Origin of the sequence: Ornithinimicrobium panacihumi, assembly GCF_052073805.1 — a bacterium.
Classification (GTDB): domain Bacteria; phylum Actinomycetota; class Actinomycetes; order Actinomycetales; family Dermatophilaceae; genus Ornithinicoccus; species Ornithinicoccus panacihumi.
Genome location: NZ_JBQGWG010000021.1, coordinates 14,288 through 30,152 on the forward strand (window position 1 = coordinate 14,288; position 15,865 = coordinate 30,152).

Annotated in this window: 17 protein-coding genes and 2 pseudogenes; 17 read left to right on the forward strand and 2 right to left on the reverse strand. The window is 70.9% G+C overall.

The window, feature by feature from the left end:
* Positions 1-35 precede the first annotated feature (35 nt).
* The 17 genes and pseudogenes from ACTMMA_RS15015 to ACTMMA_RS15095 all read left to right on the forward strand — a co-directional run.
* Entirely contained in the window at positions 36-248 is a 213-nt protein-coding gene (locus ACTMMA_RS15015) for a hypothetical protein (RefSeq protein WP_441190934.1), read from the forward strand.
* Positions 245-1,108 carry a hypothetical protein gene (locus ACTMMA_RS15020; RefSeq protein ID WP_441190935.1) on the forward strand — a complete coding sequence of 288 codons (864 nt, stop codon included), beginning with the start codon at positions 245-247 and terminating at the stop codon, positions 1,106-1,108. Before ACTMMA_RS15015 ends, ACTMMA_RS15020 begins: the two co-directional genes overlap by 4 nt.
* Positions 1,098-1,406, forward strand: coding sequence for a hypothetical protein (locus ACTMMA_RS15025; RefSeq protein WP_441190936.1), 309 nt, complete (start codon positions 1,098-1,100; stop codon positions 1,404-1,406). Before ACTMMA_RS15020 ends, ACTMMA_RS15025 begins: the two co-directional genes overlap by 11 nt.
* A gap of 1 nt (position 1,407) precedes the next feature.
* Complete coding sequence (locus ACTMMA_RS15030) at positions 1,408-2,229, forward strand: hypothetical protein (protein ID WP_441190937.1); 822 nt, start codon at positions 1,408-1,410, stop codon at positions 2,227-2,229.
* A 22-nt stretch (positions 2,230-2,251) separates the two neighbouring features.
* On the forward strand, positions 2,252-3,694 hold the full coding sequence (locus tag ACTMMA_RS15035) for a TrbL/VirB6 family protein (protein WP_441190938.1): 1,443 nt from the start codon (positions 2,252-2,254) through the stop codon (positions 3,692-3,694).
* 70 nt (positions 3,695-3,764) lie between these two features.
* The gene (locus tag ACTMMA_RS15040; protein WP_441190939.1) at positions 3,765-5,273 is read left to right on the forward strand and encodes an SCO6880 family protein; all 1,509 of its coding nucleotides are present in this window, start codon (positions 3,765-3,767) and stop codon (positions 5,271-5,273) included.
* Between the two features lie 222 nt (positions 5,274-5,495).
* Positions 5,496-6,818, forward strand: coding sequence for a putative type IV secretion/conjugal transfer ATPase (locus ACTMMA_RS15045; RefSeq protein WP_441190940.1), 1,323 nt, complete (start codon positions 5,496-5,498; stop codon positions 6,816-6,818).
* Positions 6,819-6,823: 5 nt separating this feature from the next.
* On the forward strand, positions 6,824-8,398 hold the full coding sequence (locus ACTMMA_RS15050; protein ID WP_441190941.1) for a peptidoglycan DD-metalloendopeptidase family protein: 1,575 nt from the start codon (positions 6,824-6,826) through the stop codon (positions 8,396-8,398).
* 69 nt (positions 8,399-8,467) lie between these two features.
* On the forward strand, positions 8,468-8,917 hold the full coding sequence (locus ACTMMA_RS15055) for a hypothetical protein (protein WP_441190942.1): 450 nt from the start codon (positions 8,468-8,470) through the stop codon (positions 8,915-8,917).
* On the forward strand, positions 8,914-10,389 hold the full coding sequence (locus ACTMMA_RS15060; protein ID WP_441190943.1) for a type IV secretory system conjugative DNA transfer family protein: 1,476 nt from the start codon (positions 8,914-8,916) through the stop codon (positions 10,387-10,389). Before ACTMMA_RS15055 ends, ACTMMA_RS15060 begins: the two co-directional genes overlap by 4 nt.
* A complete protein-coding gene (locus ACTMMA_RS15065) occupies positions 10,386-11,042 on the forward strand; it encodes a hypothetical protein (RefSeq protein WP_441190944.1) in 657 nt (218 codons plus the stop codon). Before ACTMMA_RS15060 ends, ACTMMA_RS15065 begins: the two co-directional genes overlap by 4 nt.
* Positions 11,043-11,160: 118 nt before the next feature.
* Positions 11,161-11,391 (forward strand): ribbon-helix-helix domain-containing protein, encoded by a 231-nt coding sequence (locus tag ACTMMA_RS15070; RefSeq protein WP_441190945.1) that lies wholly within the window; start codon positions 11,161-11,163, stop codon positions 11,389-11,391.
* Positions 11,378-11,725: a type II toxin-antitoxin system PemK/MazF family toxin gene (locus ACTMMA_RS15075; protein WP_441190946.1), complete on the forward strand. Its 348-nt coding sequence runs from the start codon at positions 11,378-11,380 to the stop codon at positions 11,723-11,725. Before ACTMMA_RS15070 ends, ACTMMA_RS15075 begins: the two co-directional genes overlap by 14 nt.
* Before the next feature lie 172 nt (positions 11,726-11,897).
* Entirely contained in the window at positions 11,898-13,148 is a 1,251-nt protein-coding gene (locus tag ACTMMA_RS15080) for a cation:proton antiporter domain-containing protein (protein ID WP_441190947.1), read from the forward strand.
* Between the two features lie 78 nt (positions 13,149-13,226).
* A pseudogene (locus ACTMMA_RS15085) lies at positions 13,227-13,387 on the forward strand (IS256 family transposase); the annotation flags it as partial.
* Between the two features lie 77 nt (positions 13,388-13,464).
* Positions 13,465-14,136, forward strand: a complete 672-nt coding sequence (locus ACTMMA_RS15090) for a TetR/AcrR family transcriptional regulator (protein ID WP_441190948.1) — start codon at positions 13,465-13,467, stop codon at positions 14,134-14,136.
* Positions 14,133-14,489: pseudogene (locus tag ACTMMA_RS15095) on the forward strand (ATP-binding cassette domain-containing protein); the annotation flags it as partial. The gene ACTMMA_RS15090 and the pseudogene ACTMMA_RS15095, both read left to right, overlap by 4 nt.
* Here the strand turns inward: ACTMMA_RS15095 and ACTMMA_RS15100 are convergent.
* Together ACTMMA_RS15100 and ACTMMA_RS15105 are read right to left on the reverse strand one after the other, a co-directional pair.
* Positions 14,372-15,019 (reverse strand): ATP-binding protein, encoded by a 648-nt coding sequence (locus ACTMMA_RS15100; RefSeq protein ID WP_441190949.1) that lies wholly within the window; start codon positions 15,017-15,019, stop codon positions 14,372-14,374. The pseudogene ACTMMA_RS15095 and the gene ACTMMA_RS15100 overlap by 118 nt on opposite strands.
* Before the next feature lie 79 nt (positions 15,020-15,098).
* On the reverse strand, positions 15,099-15,590 hold the full coding sequence (locus ACTMMA_RS15105; RefSeq protein WP_441190950.1) for a hypothetical protein: 492 nt from the start codon (positions 15,588-15,590) through the stop codon (positions 15,099-15,101).
* Between the last annotated feature and the right edge of the window lie 275 nt (positions 15,591-15,865).

The following is a 15,865-nucleotide window of genomic DNA, read 5'->3' on the forward strand; positions in this document are numbered from 1 at the left end:
GACCCAGAACGAACCGCCGCGCTTTAGGAGTTGTGATGACCGAACCTGAGGGTGAGGCCGACGTCGAGCGGCTCCTCCAGCTGTCCACGGACGGGCCGTACCGCCTGGCCGACCTGCTGGACGCCTGCGTGGAGCACCTGCGCGCGGTGGAGTCAGCCCGGGCCGCGCTGCGGCATCTACCCCCCGAGCAGGTCCGGGCGGCCATCACCCGCCGACGTCAGCTCCTCGGGGACGGTGACAAGCCGTGACCGTGGTCAGCGTCGCCGAGCTGCGACGCGCCTGGCACGCCGTCCAGGACGGCCGGTTCCGACCCGGGTCCACCGACCTGCCGCCGCGCCGCACCGACGAGCAGGACGACGCCGGTGACGACACCAGTTGGACGCCCGGTGCGCCGGTGCTGCCGGTGTTGGGCTGCCACGGCTGCGCCGGGGCGACGACGGTTGCGGTCGCCATAGCGACCGTACTGGCGCAACCGGTGCGGGTGGTCGAGGCCAGTCGGGCCGGAACGAGCGGCCTGACCGGGTTCGCCACCGCCGAGCTGGGGGAGACCGGGTCGGGCTGGGTTCGTGGCCACCGCGACCTGCTGGTACTGGACCGGTTGCTGGACGGGTGCGCCTCACCCGACCAGGTCCCGGTCCCAGACCCCGACCCTGACCTCGACCCGCAGGACGGGCCGTTGCTGAACGTGCTCGACGCCGGATGGCCGACGGGCACCCTGGTGCGGTCCGCCGGCTGGCTCCGCTCAAGCGTGCTGGACGCCGAGGCGGTGGTGCTTGTGACCACGGCCACCGTCCCCGGCCTGCGCCGGCTCGAGGGGGTCCTGCACGAGCTCGACGCGCTCCCCGCAGGGGTGGCTGTGGCCGTCCAGGGCCCGAGACGTCGACGGTGGCCCCGCGAGGTGGCCTCCTGCATCGGCCAGCGGACCAGGTCCCTCCTCGAAGAGGGCCTGGTCGAGGTACCCCACGACCCGGGGCTGGCCGTCCGCGGCCTGGACACCTCACCCCTGCCCGGGGGCGTGCTGAGCGCCGCCACCACGATCACCCAGCTCCTGCAGCTGGCCGGCAGTTCTATCCACCACCAGAAGGGAAACCCCCAGCATGTTCACTGACGTCTCCGATGCCGGTCTGCAGGCCGCCACGTTCGTCGCCGCCGTCTGCCCCCAGGCGCCCCCGGGCGCGCAGACGCACGTCGACAACATCCTCGGCTACGTCCTGTGGGGCGTGGGCATCCTGTTCTTCCTCGGCGTCATCATCGCGGTGGCAGCGATCGCCGGCGGACGCATGTTCGGCATGCCGCACGCCAGCACCGGCGGCATCATCGGCCTCGTCATCGTCTTCATCGCCGTGATCGCCTACCTGATCCTGCCGGGGATCCTGGACGCGATGATGGGCACCGGGTGCGTCTGAGATGCCCACGACACCGCAGGCGTGGGGGCGAGGCAAGCTGCTGGCCATCCTCGCCGCAGCCCTGGGTGCAGGACTGGCGCTACTGGCCGGCCTGGGCCTGTTCATCTGGCAGGTCCTGGCCGACGAGCCAGCCCAGACGCCTGCCACGAATGACACGGCACCCTCACCGGTCGTCCTGGACGAGACCACCCTGCCGCAGGAGGGGCCTGCCCGGCGCGAACAGATCGCGGACGCGCAGATGCTGACCGTGGACGACCCACGCGCCTACCGCGAGGGGCAGGTGACCACCACGGTCGCCGAACCCCTGGGCGTCCCCTCACCGACGAGGACCGGCCCGGTGGACGTCCCCACCGGCTACCCCCAGACCCCGGAGGGTGCGGTGGGACAGCTGGCCGCGATCGACGTCGCCGTCATCCAGGCCATGTCGGTCCCGGCCACGCACGAGATCTACCGGTCCTGGTCAACCGGTGATGCCGACCCTGCGGACTGGGTGATGACAGGCAACGTCACCGACTTCCTCACCGCCGCCGGCCAGTCCGGACAGACCAAGGAGGCCGGCCTGGTCGTGACCGCGACCCCCGCCGCAGGCCAGGTCAAGGGGACCGACGGGCAGGACTGGACGGTGGCGTGCGTCCTCCTGGAGCTGCACGCACGCCTGGTGGAGGAGGCACGCGTCGCCTACGGGCACTGCGAGCCCATGACCTGGACCGGCGACCGCTGGGTGATCGACACGACCCGGCCGGTCTCCCCGGCGCCTTCGACGTGGCCCGGGACCGAGCTGGCCGCCCAGGCCGGATGGCGGCCCTGGGCCGACAACCACTGAGAGACCAGAAAGGGCCTGACTCATGTTCGGTATCCCGAACCCGTTCGAGTACCTGGCAGGCAAGGCCGTCGGCGAGCTGGCCGCCGACGTCTGGACCTCCATCATGCTGGGGATCTGGGCTGCAGGGCTGTGGTTCCTGCGCACCGTCCTGGGCTTCGTGGACGCCATCCTCACCCCCGACATCACCGCCGCCGGACCCGCCGGGCAGGTGTACCGAACCACCTTCTGGCTGGCCCTGGCCCTGGTCCTCATCCTGGCCATGGCCCAGCTGGGCCTGGCCGCGTGGCGTCGGGACGGCGCAGACCTCGCCCAGGCCGGCATCGGGGTCGCGCAGTTCGTCGTCATCTTCGCCGGCTGGATCGGGTATTGCGTGATGATCCTGGCCGCCGCCCAGGGTCTGACCCGGTCCTTGATGCGGGCCATGTTCGGGGTCGAGCTGTTCGCCCACTGGGAACCCTCCGAGGTCTTCATCATCGCCACCGAGGACGTCACCGACACGCTGCTGGCCACCGTCCTGGGGTTCATGGGCATGTTCTTGTGGCTGGCCGCGATCGGGTTCCTGCTGGTCATGCTGACCCGGGCCGGTGCGCTGCTGGTGCTGGTCGCCACCGGCCCCATCGCCGCGGCAGGCCTGGCCAGCGGGTTCTCACGGTCGTGGTTCTGGAAGTCCTTCCGGTGGTTCCACGCGGCCGCGTTCACCCCGGTCCTGGTCGCTCTGGTGCTCGGCCTAGGCATCTCGTTGACCACCGGCATCGTCGAGGGCGAAGCCGACGGGCTGGCCAAGACGATCGGCACGGCGATCCCCGGGGTGTTCCTGATCTGCATCGCCGCGTTCTCTCCGCTCGCCCTGTTCAAGCTCCTGGCTTTCGTGGACCCCGGCACCTCCTCCGGGGCTGCGATGCGCGCCGGGTACGAGGCCCAGGGTGGGTTGCGTGGTCTGGCCGGCCGGGCCGTGGGGACCTCCAACGCCGCCTCGAGCGTGGACAGTCACGGCCGCTCCAGCAGCGAGGTCTCCCAGGAGGGACAGGCCAACCAGCGGGCGGCACAGGCCACGAGCTCGTTGGCCTCCAAGGGCGGGTCCGCCATCGGCCCCGTGGCCGGTGGGATCGGCGCCGCCGTCGGGGTCGGGGTCGGGCTGATGGTCTCCGCCGGCACCCGGGGCGCGGCCATCGGCGCGGACCTGTCCAACCAGATGGGTGTCGGGCACAACACCTACGTCCCCGACTTCCAGCCGACCCGCCGCACCGCAGACCGGCACCGCCTCACCCACCCCGAACAACGCGGCGAGGACACCGGTGGTGGCGGCGGGGCCGGTGGGGGAGCGGTCCAGGCCCCACCCCCGGCGCAGACCAACCCGAGCACCGGCGCTGGGCCGCTCCCCCCGCCCAGCGGCGCAGGTGCGGCCGGTGCCGCCGGAGGATCCGGCGCCGGAGCGGCCGGAGCGGCCGCAGGAGCGGCGAAGTGATGAGTCCCTGGCCGCTGCAGCCCCGCTTTAGGAAGCGACCGACCGAAACCGCCTGCAGGAGGACCCCACGATGACCGTCTACCGCGACTACACCCGAGCCCGCATCGGCTGGTTCTTCGGCCTCACCGGCCTCCAGCTCGGTCTCCTGGCCGCAGCCGTCCTGCCGGTGGCCTGGTCGATCTCCAAGCAGGACTGGGCCGCGGTGGGCCTGTCCATCCTCCTGTGGGGGTTGCTGTTCGGTGTCGTGGCCGTCCCGGTGCGGGGCCGGTCGATGACCGGGTGGATCACCTCGACCGTGTCCCTGGCTGCGGGGACCCTGGCCGGCTGGACCAGGTTCCGGGCGCGGGCCACCACCGGGCAGGCCAGACCCCAGGAGCAGGAGCAGGCGGACCTGCCGGGGATCCTGGCCAGCGTCGTGATCCACGAGGGCCCACCGACAGGGCACTCCCATCGGCGGGTCGCGTTGATCCAGAACCACTCGACACGGACCTGGGCGGTCACCGCCTCGATCGTCCACCCGGGACTGGGCATGGCCGAGGCCGAGGACCGGGAGGTCTACGGGCAGGGCCTGACCGAGCTGCTCGACGCGGCCGTGCGGGCCGAGCTGGCCTGCGAGGTGATCTTCATGGTCCGCACCGTCCCAGAGGACGGTGCCGAGCGGGCCGACTGGGTCCGGCGCCACCGCACGGGCAACGCCCCAGCCCAGGTCACGGCGATCAACGACGACCTGCACGAGTCGCTGACCGCCGCGACCGTGCGCACCGAGCAGTACGTCACCGTCGTGGTGCCCGAGTCACGGCTGGGCAAGGTGGCCCGGGAGTACGGCGGGGGAGTCAACGGTCGCGCCAGGGCTCTGTACGCAGCGATCGCCGAGGTCGAGTCCCACCTGCGCGGCGGCCTGGGCGTCTCGAGCGTGGAGTGGCTGACCAGCCCCCAGCTGGCCCATGCGTGCCGGACCGGGTTCGCCCCAGGGGACCGGGCCACCATCATCGACGCCCTCGCGGCATCCCAGACCGACGACGACGTGTGCACCGACGTGCCGTGGGAGATGGCCGGCCCGTCCGGCGCCGACGCCGCCGTGCGGCACTACTCCCACGACGCCTGGAACTCGGTCTCCTCGACGATCAAGCTGCCGGTCAAGGGGGCCGCGATGGGGGCACTGGCCCCGGTCCTGTCGGCACACCAGGACGGGGAGCGGCGCAGCTTCATGGTCTGCTACCCCCTGGTGCCGCCGGGCCGTGCCGACCGACAGTCGGCCAACAGCGAGTTCGGTGCCGACCTGGGGCAGTCGTTGCGGGTCGCAGCACGGATGAAGCAGCGCACCAAGGACGTCGACGAGTCCGAGAAGGTGCGCCGGCTGGAGTCCAAGCTGGCCCGCGGCAACTCCCTGACCATTCCCTACGCCGTGGCCACGGTCACGGTGCCCAAGACAGTCCGGGCAGCCGAGGCCGGTCGCCGCCTCGACTCTTCTATCCGCCGGGCGGGGTTCGCCCCGCTGCGCCTGGACCTGGCCCACGACGTGGCCTTCGCCTCCTCCGTGGTGCCGATGGGCATCAGCCTGACCCGGAAGGCGGGGTGAAGCATGGGCGCCTCACGCAGTCGAGTCCGTGGTGGCCGCCGGGGGAGCACCGGGCGGGACGTGGCCCGTCTGCTGGCCGACTTCGGCCACGACGCCCCGCCGGTACCCACCCAAGTGAGGCCAGAGCGGGAGCCGCGGGTGTTCCGGCCCACCAGTCCCAGAGGACCACGGAAGACAGATCGCGGTTGGGCCCCGGCGAAAGCGCCGGTGGCGACCTGGCGGATGACCAGTGACCAGGCTCCGGCGTTCTGGCCGTTCATCCCCACCCCCGCGCTGCCCCCGACCGGGGCGCAGATGGGCATCGACGTCTCCTCCGGGGCCGCGTTCCACTGCGACCCCCTCGGTTGGGTGGTCCGGGGCGATGTGCCGATCAGCAACCCGAACATCATGTGCTTCGGCAAGCCCGGCATGGGCAAGTCCGGGACCACCAAGGCGTTCATCCTGCGGATGATGGACTTCGGGTACCGGGCCCTGATCCTGGGCGACACCAAGGACGAGTACGAAGGGGTGTGCCGGTTCCTGGGGGTCGAACCGATCGCCCTCGGCGCCGGCCTGGGCGCCCGGGTCAACCCCCTGGCCCTCGGCCCGCTGGCCCACGGCTGGGAACGGCTGGACGCCGTGGAGGCCCAGCGTCGCGCCCAGTCCGTGTTCTCCCGGTGGCTGACCCTGATCCGTGCCCTGGTCGGGTCCCAGCAGATCGGGGAGAACCTGGTCCCCTTCGGGCCCAGCGACGAGGCCGTGGTCCGCACCGCCCTGGCCGACCTGACCGGGTACGCCGCCGGCGCCACCTTCTTGACCGAAACCACACTGCCCGGGCTGTGGCACGCCCTGGACAACCCTGCCCCCGAACTGGTGGCCGCGACCCGGTTCGAGAGCACACGGCAGTTCATGGACGAGACCCGCCTGCTGCGCGACGCCCTGGGCCAGCTGGTCAACGGCGCCCTGGCCGGCATGTTCGACGCGCACACCAACTTCGACATCGACTGGCTCGCGCCGATCCAGTCCCTGTCCCTGTCCCGGCTGCCCCAGGAGGCCGTGGGCATCGCCCTGACGTGTCTGGGCTCCTGGGGCGCCGGCCAACGCGAGGTCGTCTCCAGGACCGACCAGCGCGTGGTCGTCCGTGACGAGGCGTGGCGGCAACTGCGGCTGGGGCCGGAGGCCGTCAAGGCGTTCGACGCCGACATGCGCCTGTCCCGTGGTTTCGCCGGCCAGGGCGGGGACATCCAGTACGCGGTCGCGCACAAACCTTCCGACCTGCTCTCCGCCGGCGACGAGGGCTCGGTGGCCCAGACCATCGCCCGGGACATGCTGCACCTGGCCGACATCAAGATCTTGCACGGCCAGGGCCCCAAGGTCGCAGGCGAGCTCGACGAGATCCTGGGCCTGGGTCCGTTGGCCGTGCACGCCATCACCACCTGGGCGCGGCAGGAACCGGGCCGGGCCGTGTGGCAGGTGGGGGACCGCATGTTCAAGGTGGCCACCGTCCTGCACCCCCTCGAGGCCGCACTGGCCAACACCAACACCGGTATCGAATCGGCCAGGTGAGGTGAGTGAAAGGCGCCCTCGCCGTCCTGGCCGCCCTCGCGGTGCTGCTGGGATCTCCCCTGGCCACCGCGGTGCTCGTGGCCTCGGTAGGCACGCCCGCGATGGCCGAGGAGCACCGCACCCTCTTCTGCGAGGGGACCCTTCCCGTCACCGGGGACTGGCGGCCACCGTACGAGACCGCCTACACCCAGACCTCGCAGTTCGGACAGCGCTTCCACCCGATCCACCAGGAATGGCGCCTGCACGCCGGGGTCGACCTTGTCTCCCAGCCGGCGGGCGCACCGGTGGTCGCCGCCGCGGCCGGCACGGTCACCGCGGCCGGGTGGACAGGCGGGGGAGGAAACACTGTCAGCATCGACCACGGCGGTGGCACCAGCAGCCGCTATTTGCATCTCGCCCACCCCAGTGACCTGTCCGTCGGGGACCGGGTCCACATCGGTCAACGGGTCGGCACCGAGGGGTCCACCGGCGACTCCACCGGTTCACACCTGCACTTCGAGATCCACCAGGACGGGCAACCGATCGACCCGGTGCCGTTCATGCTCGAGCGCGGTGCCACCCTCAACGGTGTCGCCGTGGCACCCTCCCCACCGCCGGGGGAGGAACCGTTGCCACCGTGGGTGCCTGAACTCCCCGAGGACGGGGAGGGTGGCATCGGGTTCGAGCTGCCCGCCCCGGGGGAGCCCCGCCAGGACTCCCTGCACAACCCGTCCCTGCCGATCCCGTCGGGAATCCAGGAGCTGTACGAGCAGGCCGGGTCGCAGTACGCGATTCCGTGGACCCTGCTGGCAGGGATCGGGATGGCCGAGACTGCCCACGGGGCCAACACCGGCACCAGCTCGGCGGGTGCGCGGGGCCTCATGCAGTTCATGCCGGCCACCTTCGCCGCCTACGGGGTCGACGGGGACGGGGACGGGCTGGCCGACATCGACAACGACGCCGACTCCGTCCACTCCGCGGCCAACTACCTGACCGCCTCCGGGGTGCACCGAGGCGAGGAGGGGGTGCGTGATGCGCTGTTCGCCTACAACCACGCCGACTGGTACGTCAACGACGTCCTGTACTACGCCCAGCAGTATGGGGGTGGATTGGTGCTGGGAGACCCGTTGCATTGTGACGGCCAGGGCGGCAACCCCGACCTGCCCCCGGTCAGCAGCGAACGGGTGGCCCAGATGCTGGCGTTCGCGGCCGGACAGGAGGGGGACTCCTACATCCTGGGCGCCGGTGGGCCCGACGCCTGGGACTGCTCCTCGCTGACCCAGACCGCGATGGCCCAGATCGGGATCACCGCCCCCCGCACCGCCCAGGCCCAGCGGGACTGGCTGGCGATGGGCAACGGGTTCCGCGTGCCCCTCGACCAGGCCCAACCGGGGGACCTGTTCTTCTTCGACTCCTACCTGGGCCCGCACACCATCGGGCATGTCGGGTTCGTCTGGGACCCGGCCACCCACACCAGCATCGAGGCCGCCAACCCCGCCAAAGGGGTCGGCTTCTTCAGCTACGAGCACGCGCTGGACAACAACATCTTCGAGATCTGGCGCCTGGGCAACATCGACGACAACCCGAAAGCACCCAGTTGAGTCCCTGGGCCGTCCTCGTCCGCTTTAGGACGCAGAACAGTTCCCCCCCGACCCGGAGATGAGGAAGCGATGCAGCAGGACAGACTCAGGAACCCGCACCCGTGGACCTACGAGATCCCCCTGGCGATCGTGCTGACCCTGGTGCTGATCGCGGTGCTGGGCGTGCACACCGGGCGGGCCGTGGCCAACCTCCTCGCCGGCGGCGGATGGGGCTGGCCCCCCGCCACCGAGCTGTTCCGCAGCCTGCCCGGACTGTGGCGCGGGGACGCCGGCGCCGGACTGACCAACCCGGGCGTCGTCGCCGAACCGGGGGCGTTGCGGGCCTGGGTGCTCATCACGGCGGCACTCAACCTGCTCGGCACTCTGGTCCTGTCCGTGGTGGCCTACCAGCGCTGGGGACCGGGCCGGCTGCGGGGCATGGCCTCCCGGACCGAGGCCGCGTCGCTGCTGGGACTGCCCCGGCTGCGTAAGCACCGCGCCGTCATCCGGCCCGACCTCTACGGAAAGGACCCGCGATGAACCTGGCCAACCCCTTCGGTCGCGGTCACCGTTTCGACCCTCGGGACGCGGGATGGAACCTTGGACGGTCCACCGCCCCCGCCGGGGTCGACCTGTGGGTGCCGTGGGACCGCACCGCCGGGGTCATCGGACCCCAAGGCTCAGGCAAGACCCTGGACCTGCTCACCCCCGCCCTGCTCGACGCACCCGGGGCTGCCCTGGTCACCCTCACCAAACCCGACGACCTGCTCCTGACGTTCACCGCCCGCTCCACCCACGGGCGTCCCTGCGTCGTGCTCGACCCGTTCGGGCTGGTGCCCGGTCTCCCGGAGCTCGTGTGGGACCCGATCGAGGGGTGCGTGGACGCGGTCGTGGCCGAGCGGCGGGCCAAGGCGTTCACCGCCGGCACCATCAAAGGTGCTGTGGCCGAGGGGTACGGGGACCAGGCCGCCCGGTTCTACGCCGCTGAGGCCGCCAAGGTCATCCAGGCCTACTTCCACGCGGCCGCGCTGACCAGCCGCACCCTGGACGACGTGCTGGAGTGGGTCGCCGACCCACGCTCCACCGTCGAACCCGCCGAGATCCTGCGCACCCACCCCCAGGCCGCCCGGTTCTGGCACGGACTGCTGCACGGGGCCCTGCACGGAGACGAACGCACCGCCGGCAACACCGTCACCACCGTGCAGCAGGCCCTGTCGTTGTTCTTCCAGGAACCGATGCGCCAGCGGTGCGTCCCCGGCCCCGGGCGACCGGCCACCAACATCGCCGAGGTCCTCGCCGGCGGCGGCACCATCTACCTGCTCGGCCGGGAAGACCCCTACGCCTCGGCCTCCCCGCTGATGACCGCCCTGGCCGAGCACGTCCTGGACACCGCCCTGGGCATGGCCCAACGGTCCGGCTGGGGCAGGTTGTGCCCGCCCCTGCTCGCCTGCCTGGATGAGCTGCCCTCCACCGCGCCGCTGCCCACCCTGCGGACCCGGATGGCCAACGAACGTGCCCTGGGCCTGTCCTTCATCTGGGCCGCGCAGACCCGCGCCCAGCTCGACTCGATCTTCGGCCAGCAGGAAGCCCGCGCCGTGCTCGGCCTGACCAACAACCTGGTGCTGTTCGGCGGGTCCAAGGACGTCGCCTTCAACCAGGAGGTCTCCGACCTCGTCGGCAAGGTCCGCGTCGGCCGGGCCACCTGGAACACCGGGCACCGCGGCGGACGCACCTACTCGGCCGAGGACATCCCCGTCCTGACCGGATCGGAGATCCGCCAAATCAAAGACCGGCACGCCCTGGTCATCTCCGAGAACGGCAAACCGGTCATGGCCCGGCTCCACCGCTGCATCGACGGTAAACCCGGCAAGCGACTCCTGGCCGACCAGGCCATGCTCCGCAAGCAGATCGGTGGCCACCGGCGAGCCACCATCACCCCCGAGGCCCGAACCACAGCAGCCCTGGCCGCGGCCCGCCAGCACGGCCTCATCACAGCGGAGTACGACCGGTGAGCACGACCCACCAGGCAGGAGAACAGGGACGGGTGCGCTACCCCCTGGCCCGGCCCTTCCCCGCCCCCGGCCCGTTGATCGTCCACGCCTACCGGGAACTCGACATCGCCCTCAACGGGGACGACGCGGCACGCAAGGCGGTCGGCCACCCCAGCAAGCTGCCCCGCCCCTGGGACCCCGGAACCCTCACCGACCCGCCCATGCGGACCGAGCTGTGGGAGTGGCTCGAGGCCGTTGTCGAATGGGTCAACAGCGAACACGTCTGGGACCCCTCCTACCTCGTCCCGCCGTGCTGGCCCGCCCACCCCCACCTGGTCCACGAGATCGCCGTCCTGGCCGACCAGCGCCGCAAAGCAGGCCAGGCCATCGCCAGCGACGCCCTCGAGGAATGGCACCGCTACGCACTGCCCGCCTTCTTCGACCGCCGCAAGACCCGACTACGCACAGCCTGCGACAGCCGCCACCACGACTGGCCAGCCCGCCCCGCCCACGTCCGCTTCCAGGACGCCCACGAGCACCGGGCCCGGCACTACACCGGCGACGTCGACCACCACCGCCAGCTGGTGCAACCCCCAGACCAGACCCAGCAGATCCCACGCCTGCACGTCGTCGACGGCCACCGGGTCGACCCCCTTACCGGTGAGGTGCACTAGGTGACAGGGTCATCGACTAGAAGAGCGCCTGGTGGATCACCTGGACTCCCGACCGGCGGCATGTGCGGATGCTGCTACTGAGGTAGCAATGTTCATCCTACCTGAGTAGGATGGATCAATGAAGGTGAGCGTGAGTCTGAGCGAGGAGGATCTCGCGGCCCTCGACCGGTACGTCGAAGAAGCTGGCCTCGAGTCGAGGTCCGCTGCCGTCCAGCAGGCCATCCGCCGCCTGCGGGACCCGCAGCTGGAGGCGGCCTATGCCGCCGCCTGGGAGGAGTGGGCCGTCGCGGGGGATGAAGACGCGTGGGCATCAGCGTCCTCGGACGGGCTCATCGATGCTGCGCGGTGAGATCCTTCTCGTCGATCTGGATCCAGTGCGCGGTAGCGAGGCCAACAAGCGGCGCCCCGCGGTGCTCGTCAGCAATGATCGGGCGAACACCATGGCGCAACGACTCGGTCGTGGAGTAGTCACCGTCGTGCCCGTCACCAGCAACGTGGAGCGGGTCTTCCCGTTCCAGGTGTTGCTGCCAGCTGACGAGACAGGACTGCGGGTGGACTCCAAGGCTCAGGCGGAGCAGGTGCGCTCGGTCGCAGTCGAGCGGGTCGGTTCTGCACTAGGCCGGGTGCCGCCTCGCCTCATGGCTGCGGTCGACGAAGCGTTGCGGCTCCATCTGCAGCTGTGACCGCCCGCCGCGCGGCAGATCCGTGCGCCTGGACGCTCCTGAGGGCTTCGGCGCCGACAGTCGCGGAGCCTGCTGCACGTGGTGTAGCTGGGGGTCACGGCCGGCCTGAGAGGCGCTGTCCGCCGCTGGGTGGTTGCCTGTGTGCCAGTCCGGCAGAAAGGCTTTGACCGACGTGGACATCAACCTGCTCCTGGCGTTGTTTGCTGGGGCGCTCTTGACCTTTGCCGCTTTCTCGACGGTGTTGCAGCGGGCCAGCTTGCCCGGGCCGCTGCTGTGCCTGTCCTTCGGAGCAGTGATCGGCCCGCACGCCTTTGATCTCATGCGGATCGAGGACTTCGGGGTGCCGACCGGGACTCTGCTCGAGCAGGCGGCCAGGATCACCCTGGCGGTGGGGCTTGCTGGCGTTGCGTTGCGCCTGCCGCACGGTTACTGGCGGGCCAATTCTCGCTGGATCGTCGCCATCATCGGCCTAGGGATGCTGCTCATGCTTGTCGTCGCCACGGGTTTGGCATGGTGGGGACTGGGAGTGCCCTTCCTGGTGGCACTGCTGGTGGGCGCGATCGTGACGCCGACGGACCCGGTGGTCACGACCCCCATCGTGACCGGATCCCTGGCTGAGGAGAAGGTGCCCGAGAAGGTGCGGCACAACCTCTCGGCCGAGAGCGGGATCAACGACGGCCTGGGATACCTGTTCGTCATGGCACCCGTCCTGCTGATCACCAAGCCGGACCAGGCGTGGCAGGAGCTGGTGACCAAGGTCCTGCTGCGGGAGGTGGTGGGCGCGGCGGTGTTCGGTGCCGTCGCGGGCCTCATCCTGGGCAAGTTGTTCATCCTGGTCCGGGACCACGGGTTGATGGAGGAGAGCTCTTACCTGGCGTTCATCGTCCCGCTCGCCCTTGTGCTGCTGGGCGGTGGCAAGTTGCTGGGCACCGACGCGCTCCTGGCCGTGTTCGTCGGTGCCGCGGTGTTCGGCCAGGTCATCCCCCAACGTGAGGAGGCTGAGGAGGACAAGGTGCACGACGCCGTGGCCCGGCTCTTCCTGTTGCCGATCTTCATCCTGCTGGGTCTAGCACTGCCCATCGGCGAGTGGGCCGGACTCGGCTGGGCGCCGGTCGTGATCCTCACGGGGACCGTCCTGCTCCGGCGGCTGGTAACGATCTGGGCGCTACGGCCCGTGCTCAAGAGTGTGCATGACCGTAGCGAGACGGTCTTCCTTAGCTGGTTCGCCCCCATCGGGGTCTCGGCGCTGTTCTACGCCACACTGGCCGAACGGCACACCGGAAACCACGACATCTTCGTCTACGCGACCTTGGCTATCACCATCTCCGTCCTCCTCCACGGCCTGACCTCCGCGCCATTCAGCGCCTGGCTGCACGCTCAGGAACCCGAGCGGCGCGAGAAGCAAGAAGAACCAGCCGGGTGACATGCCGATCGGGGACTGTCCGCCGAACGGTGTTTCTGGCCTGACACGCCTGGCTCAGCTGGCGGGGAAGGTCACCCGATGACCAAGAAGATCACGAGCGTGGGCTCGATGCCGAAGAAGGCGACGAAGAGGACCTCGCGCAGGGAGGCCGAGCAGGCCGCGGCCCTTGAGCAGGTCAAGGCGGGCCTGGCCCGTGGTGAGGACTGACCGCCCCGGCCGGGCTGCTGGAGGCGATCACCCTGTCCGCGGGCTCACGTGGTTGACGATACCCGGCGGCCCGCCTACGCTGACTGAACGTTCATACCAAGGGCCCGGCATGACTGAGGATGTTGCCAGACAGCAGACGGCGGCGGGTGCCGAGCGCATCCTTCTGGCGGCCGTCGACCTGTTCGGCCGGCACGGTGTGAAGGGCACCAGTCTCAAGACGATCGCGGTCGCCGCGGGGGTGTCGCCGCCGCTGATCGTCCACCACTACGGCTCCAAGGAGGCGCTGCGGGTCGCCTGCGACCAGCACGTCGCCCGGGTGCTGCGGACGGCCAAGACCGACACGGTCGAGCAGGGTCAGTACCCCGATCCGCTCTCGCTCATGTCCCAGCTGCGGGAGAACCGGCCCGTCGTGCGCTACCTGGCGCGGACGCTCGGCGACGGCAGCCCGCTCGTCAACGCCCTGGTTGACGAGATGGTCGCCGAAGCGGAGCGCTACACCGAGGCGGGGGTGGAGGCCGGTCTGCTGCGTCCGAGCGCCAACCCCCGAGCTCGCGTGGTGGTGCTGTTCCTGTGGTCCATGGGCGCGCTCGTCCTGCACGAGCACCTCGAGCGGCTGCTGGGGGTGTCCCTGCTGGACGGGGAGGAGCCGCCGCTGCCCTACCTGCAGGCGGTGCTGGAGATCTATGCCGACGGCGTGCTCGCCGACGGCACCTACGAGGAGCTGCGGCACTACGTCAGCAGCCAGGGCGAGCCGGACGGCTCGGAGAGGCAGGAGAGATGACCGACGTGATCGAGTCCGTGGGGCTCGTCAAGAGCTTCGGGGCGACGCGGGCGCTGGACGGTCTCGACATGACCGTGCGCGAGGGTGAGGTCCACGGCTTCCTCGGCCCGAACGGGGCGGGCAAGTCCACGACCGTCCGCCTGCTGCTGGGGCTGCTGCGGGCCGACGGGGGCACGGTGCGCCTGTTCGGCGCGGACCCGTGGCGCGAGGCTGTCCGGCTGCACCGGCGCCTGGCCTACGTCCCCGGCGACGTGGAGCTGTGGCCTCGGCTCACCGGCGGCGAGGCGATCGACCTGTTCGCCCGGCTGCGCGGCGGGCTGGACCGCCGCCGCAAGGCCGAGCTGTGCGAGCGGGAGCGGCGTTCGTAGGCTGCGGCGACGAACCGGAAGAGCAGCTGGGGGCCGGTGTTGCCCAGCGGGGCGAAGCCGATCTCGTCGACGAGGACGAGGTCGTTGCGCAGCAGGGTCTCGATGGTCTTGCCGACGGTGTTGTCGGCCAGGCCTCGGTAGAGCGTCTCGACGAGGTCGGCGGCGGTCAGGTACCGGAACCGGTGGTCGGCGAGGACGGCCGCGTGACCGGGGGGGATGAGGGTGTGGGACTGCCCGTGCTGGCCGGGCCGATAAGCGCGACGTTCTCCTTGGCCCGGATCCACTCCAGGCTGGTGAGGGTACGCCCAGGTCGGCGCCGGGATGGAGGAGGCGGCCAGGTCGAACTCCTGAACCGTCTTCAGGAGGGGGAAGGGTGTGCGGCCTTGAGGCGTGCTCGCTCGTTGGAGGCATCGCGTGCGGCGATCTCGGCCTCGACGAGGTGCGCGCAGCACCTCCTCGGGTGACCACCGTTGGGTCTTGGCCGTCACGAGCAGCTCGGGGGCGAGCTGGCGCATCGCGGCCAGCTTGAGCCGGCGCAGCCCTGCGGTCAGGCCCGCGTCCAGGCCGTGTCCAGGACCGGCGGGGTCGGGGCGCTCACGAGGACACCGCTTTGGTGGTGGGGGCGTCTCGGCCAGCGACCGCCCGGTGGCTGTGGGCAGGTCGATGACCGAGGGCGTTGCCGGCCGGGAGCGGGGTGGGCAGGCCGGTGCCGGCAGCCAGGATGGAACGCACAGCGCTGGCCTTCCACCGGCCGAACGCGGTCGCCCGTTCCAGGGCGGTGACCATCGCGGCGTGGCCGTGGGCGGCGGTCAGGGTGTTCAGCTGGGCCAGCTTGGGACCCAGGCGGGTGTGCCCGGCCCCGGCGGCACCGGTGATGAACGCCTCCGCGGCCGGGCCGAGGGAGCAGAACGCGACCTCGGCCGCGGACCGGGGGCGGATCGCCCGCACCGGTGCCGCGGGAAGGGCACCGCCGTGGTGCTCGCCGTGCACCGACGTTTCGCCCGGCGCGACGATCGGGTGCTCGGCGTGGACCACATCGGTGCCGGTGTCCAGGATCAGGACCCCGGGTGCCGTCGACGAGAACACCGACGTGGGTGCCGATGAGCCGGTTCGGCACCGAGTACCGGGCCGAGCTGCGCTTCACCGATGCCGGGCCGATGACCAGGCAGGGGCAGCGGCGTGAGCCGGTCGACCTTTCTGGCCAGCCGCTCGTCCGGGATGGGGGTGGATCTTTGGGCCTCGATCCACCGACTGACGTCGTTGAGTAGGGCGTTGTGGACCGCGTAGACAACTGGGGAGCGGGCGTAGGAGATCTCCCGACCTCGCTGTCGGGGTGTTCCACGTGCAGGCTTCCCGGGTCG

What these genes read in the sequence shown, in the direction of transcription:
- ACTMMA_RS15015 (WP_441190934.1), top strand. Translation starts at nt 36, where the DNA reads ATGACCGAACCTGAGGGTGAGGCCGACGTCGAGCGGCTCCTCCAGCTG.
- ACTMMA_RS15025 (WP_441190936.1), top strand. Translation starts at nt 1,098, where the DNA reads ATGTTCACTGACGTCTCCGATGCCGGTCTGCAGGCCGCCACGTTCGTC.
- ACTMMA_RS15030 (WP_441190937.1), top strand. Translation starts at nt 1,408, where the DNA reads ATGCCCACGACACCGCAGGCGTGGGGGCGAGGCAAGCTGCTGGCCATC.
- ACTMMA_RS15035 (WP_441190938.1), top strand. Translation starts at nt 2,252, where the DNA reads ATGTTCGGTATCCCGAACCCGTTCGAGTACCTGGCAGGCAAGGCCGTC.
- ACTMMA_RS15040 (WP_441190939.1), top strand. Translation starts at nt 3,765, where the DNA reads ATGACCGTCTACCGCGACTACACCCGAGCCCGCATCGGCTGGTTCTTC.
- ACTMMA_RS15045 (WP_441190940.1), top strand. Translation starts at nt 5,496, where the DNA reads ATGACCAGTGACCAGGCTCCGGCGTTCTGGCCGTTCATCCCCACCCCC.
- ACTMMA_RS15055 (WP_441190942.1), top strand. Translation starts at nt 8,468, where the DNA reads ATGCAGCAGGACAGACTCAGGAACCCGCACCCGTGGACCTACGAGATC.
- ACTMMA_RS15060 (WP_441190943.1), top strand. Translation starts at nt 8,914, where the DNA reads ATGAACCTGGCCAACCCCTTCGGTCGCGGTCACCGTTTCGACCCTCGG.
- ACTMMA_RS15070 (WP_441190945.1), top strand. Translation starts at nt 11,161, where the DNA reads ATGAAGGTGAGCGTGAGTCTGAGCGAGGAGGATCTCGCGGCCCTCGAC.
- ACTMMA_RS15075 (WP_441190946.1), top strand. Translation starts at nt 11,378, where the DNA reads ATGCTGCGCGGTGAGATCCTTCTCGTCGATCTGGATCCAGTGCGCGGT.
- ACTMMA_RS15090 (WP_441190948.1), top strand. Translation starts at nt 13,465, where the DNA reads ATGACTGAGGATGTTGCCAGACAGCAGACGGCGGCGGGTGCCGAGCGC.
- ACTMMA_RS15100 (WP_441190949.1), bottom strand. Translation starts at nt 15,019, where the DNA reads ATGCGCCAGCTCGCCCCCGAGCTGCTCGTGACGGCCAAGACCCAACGG.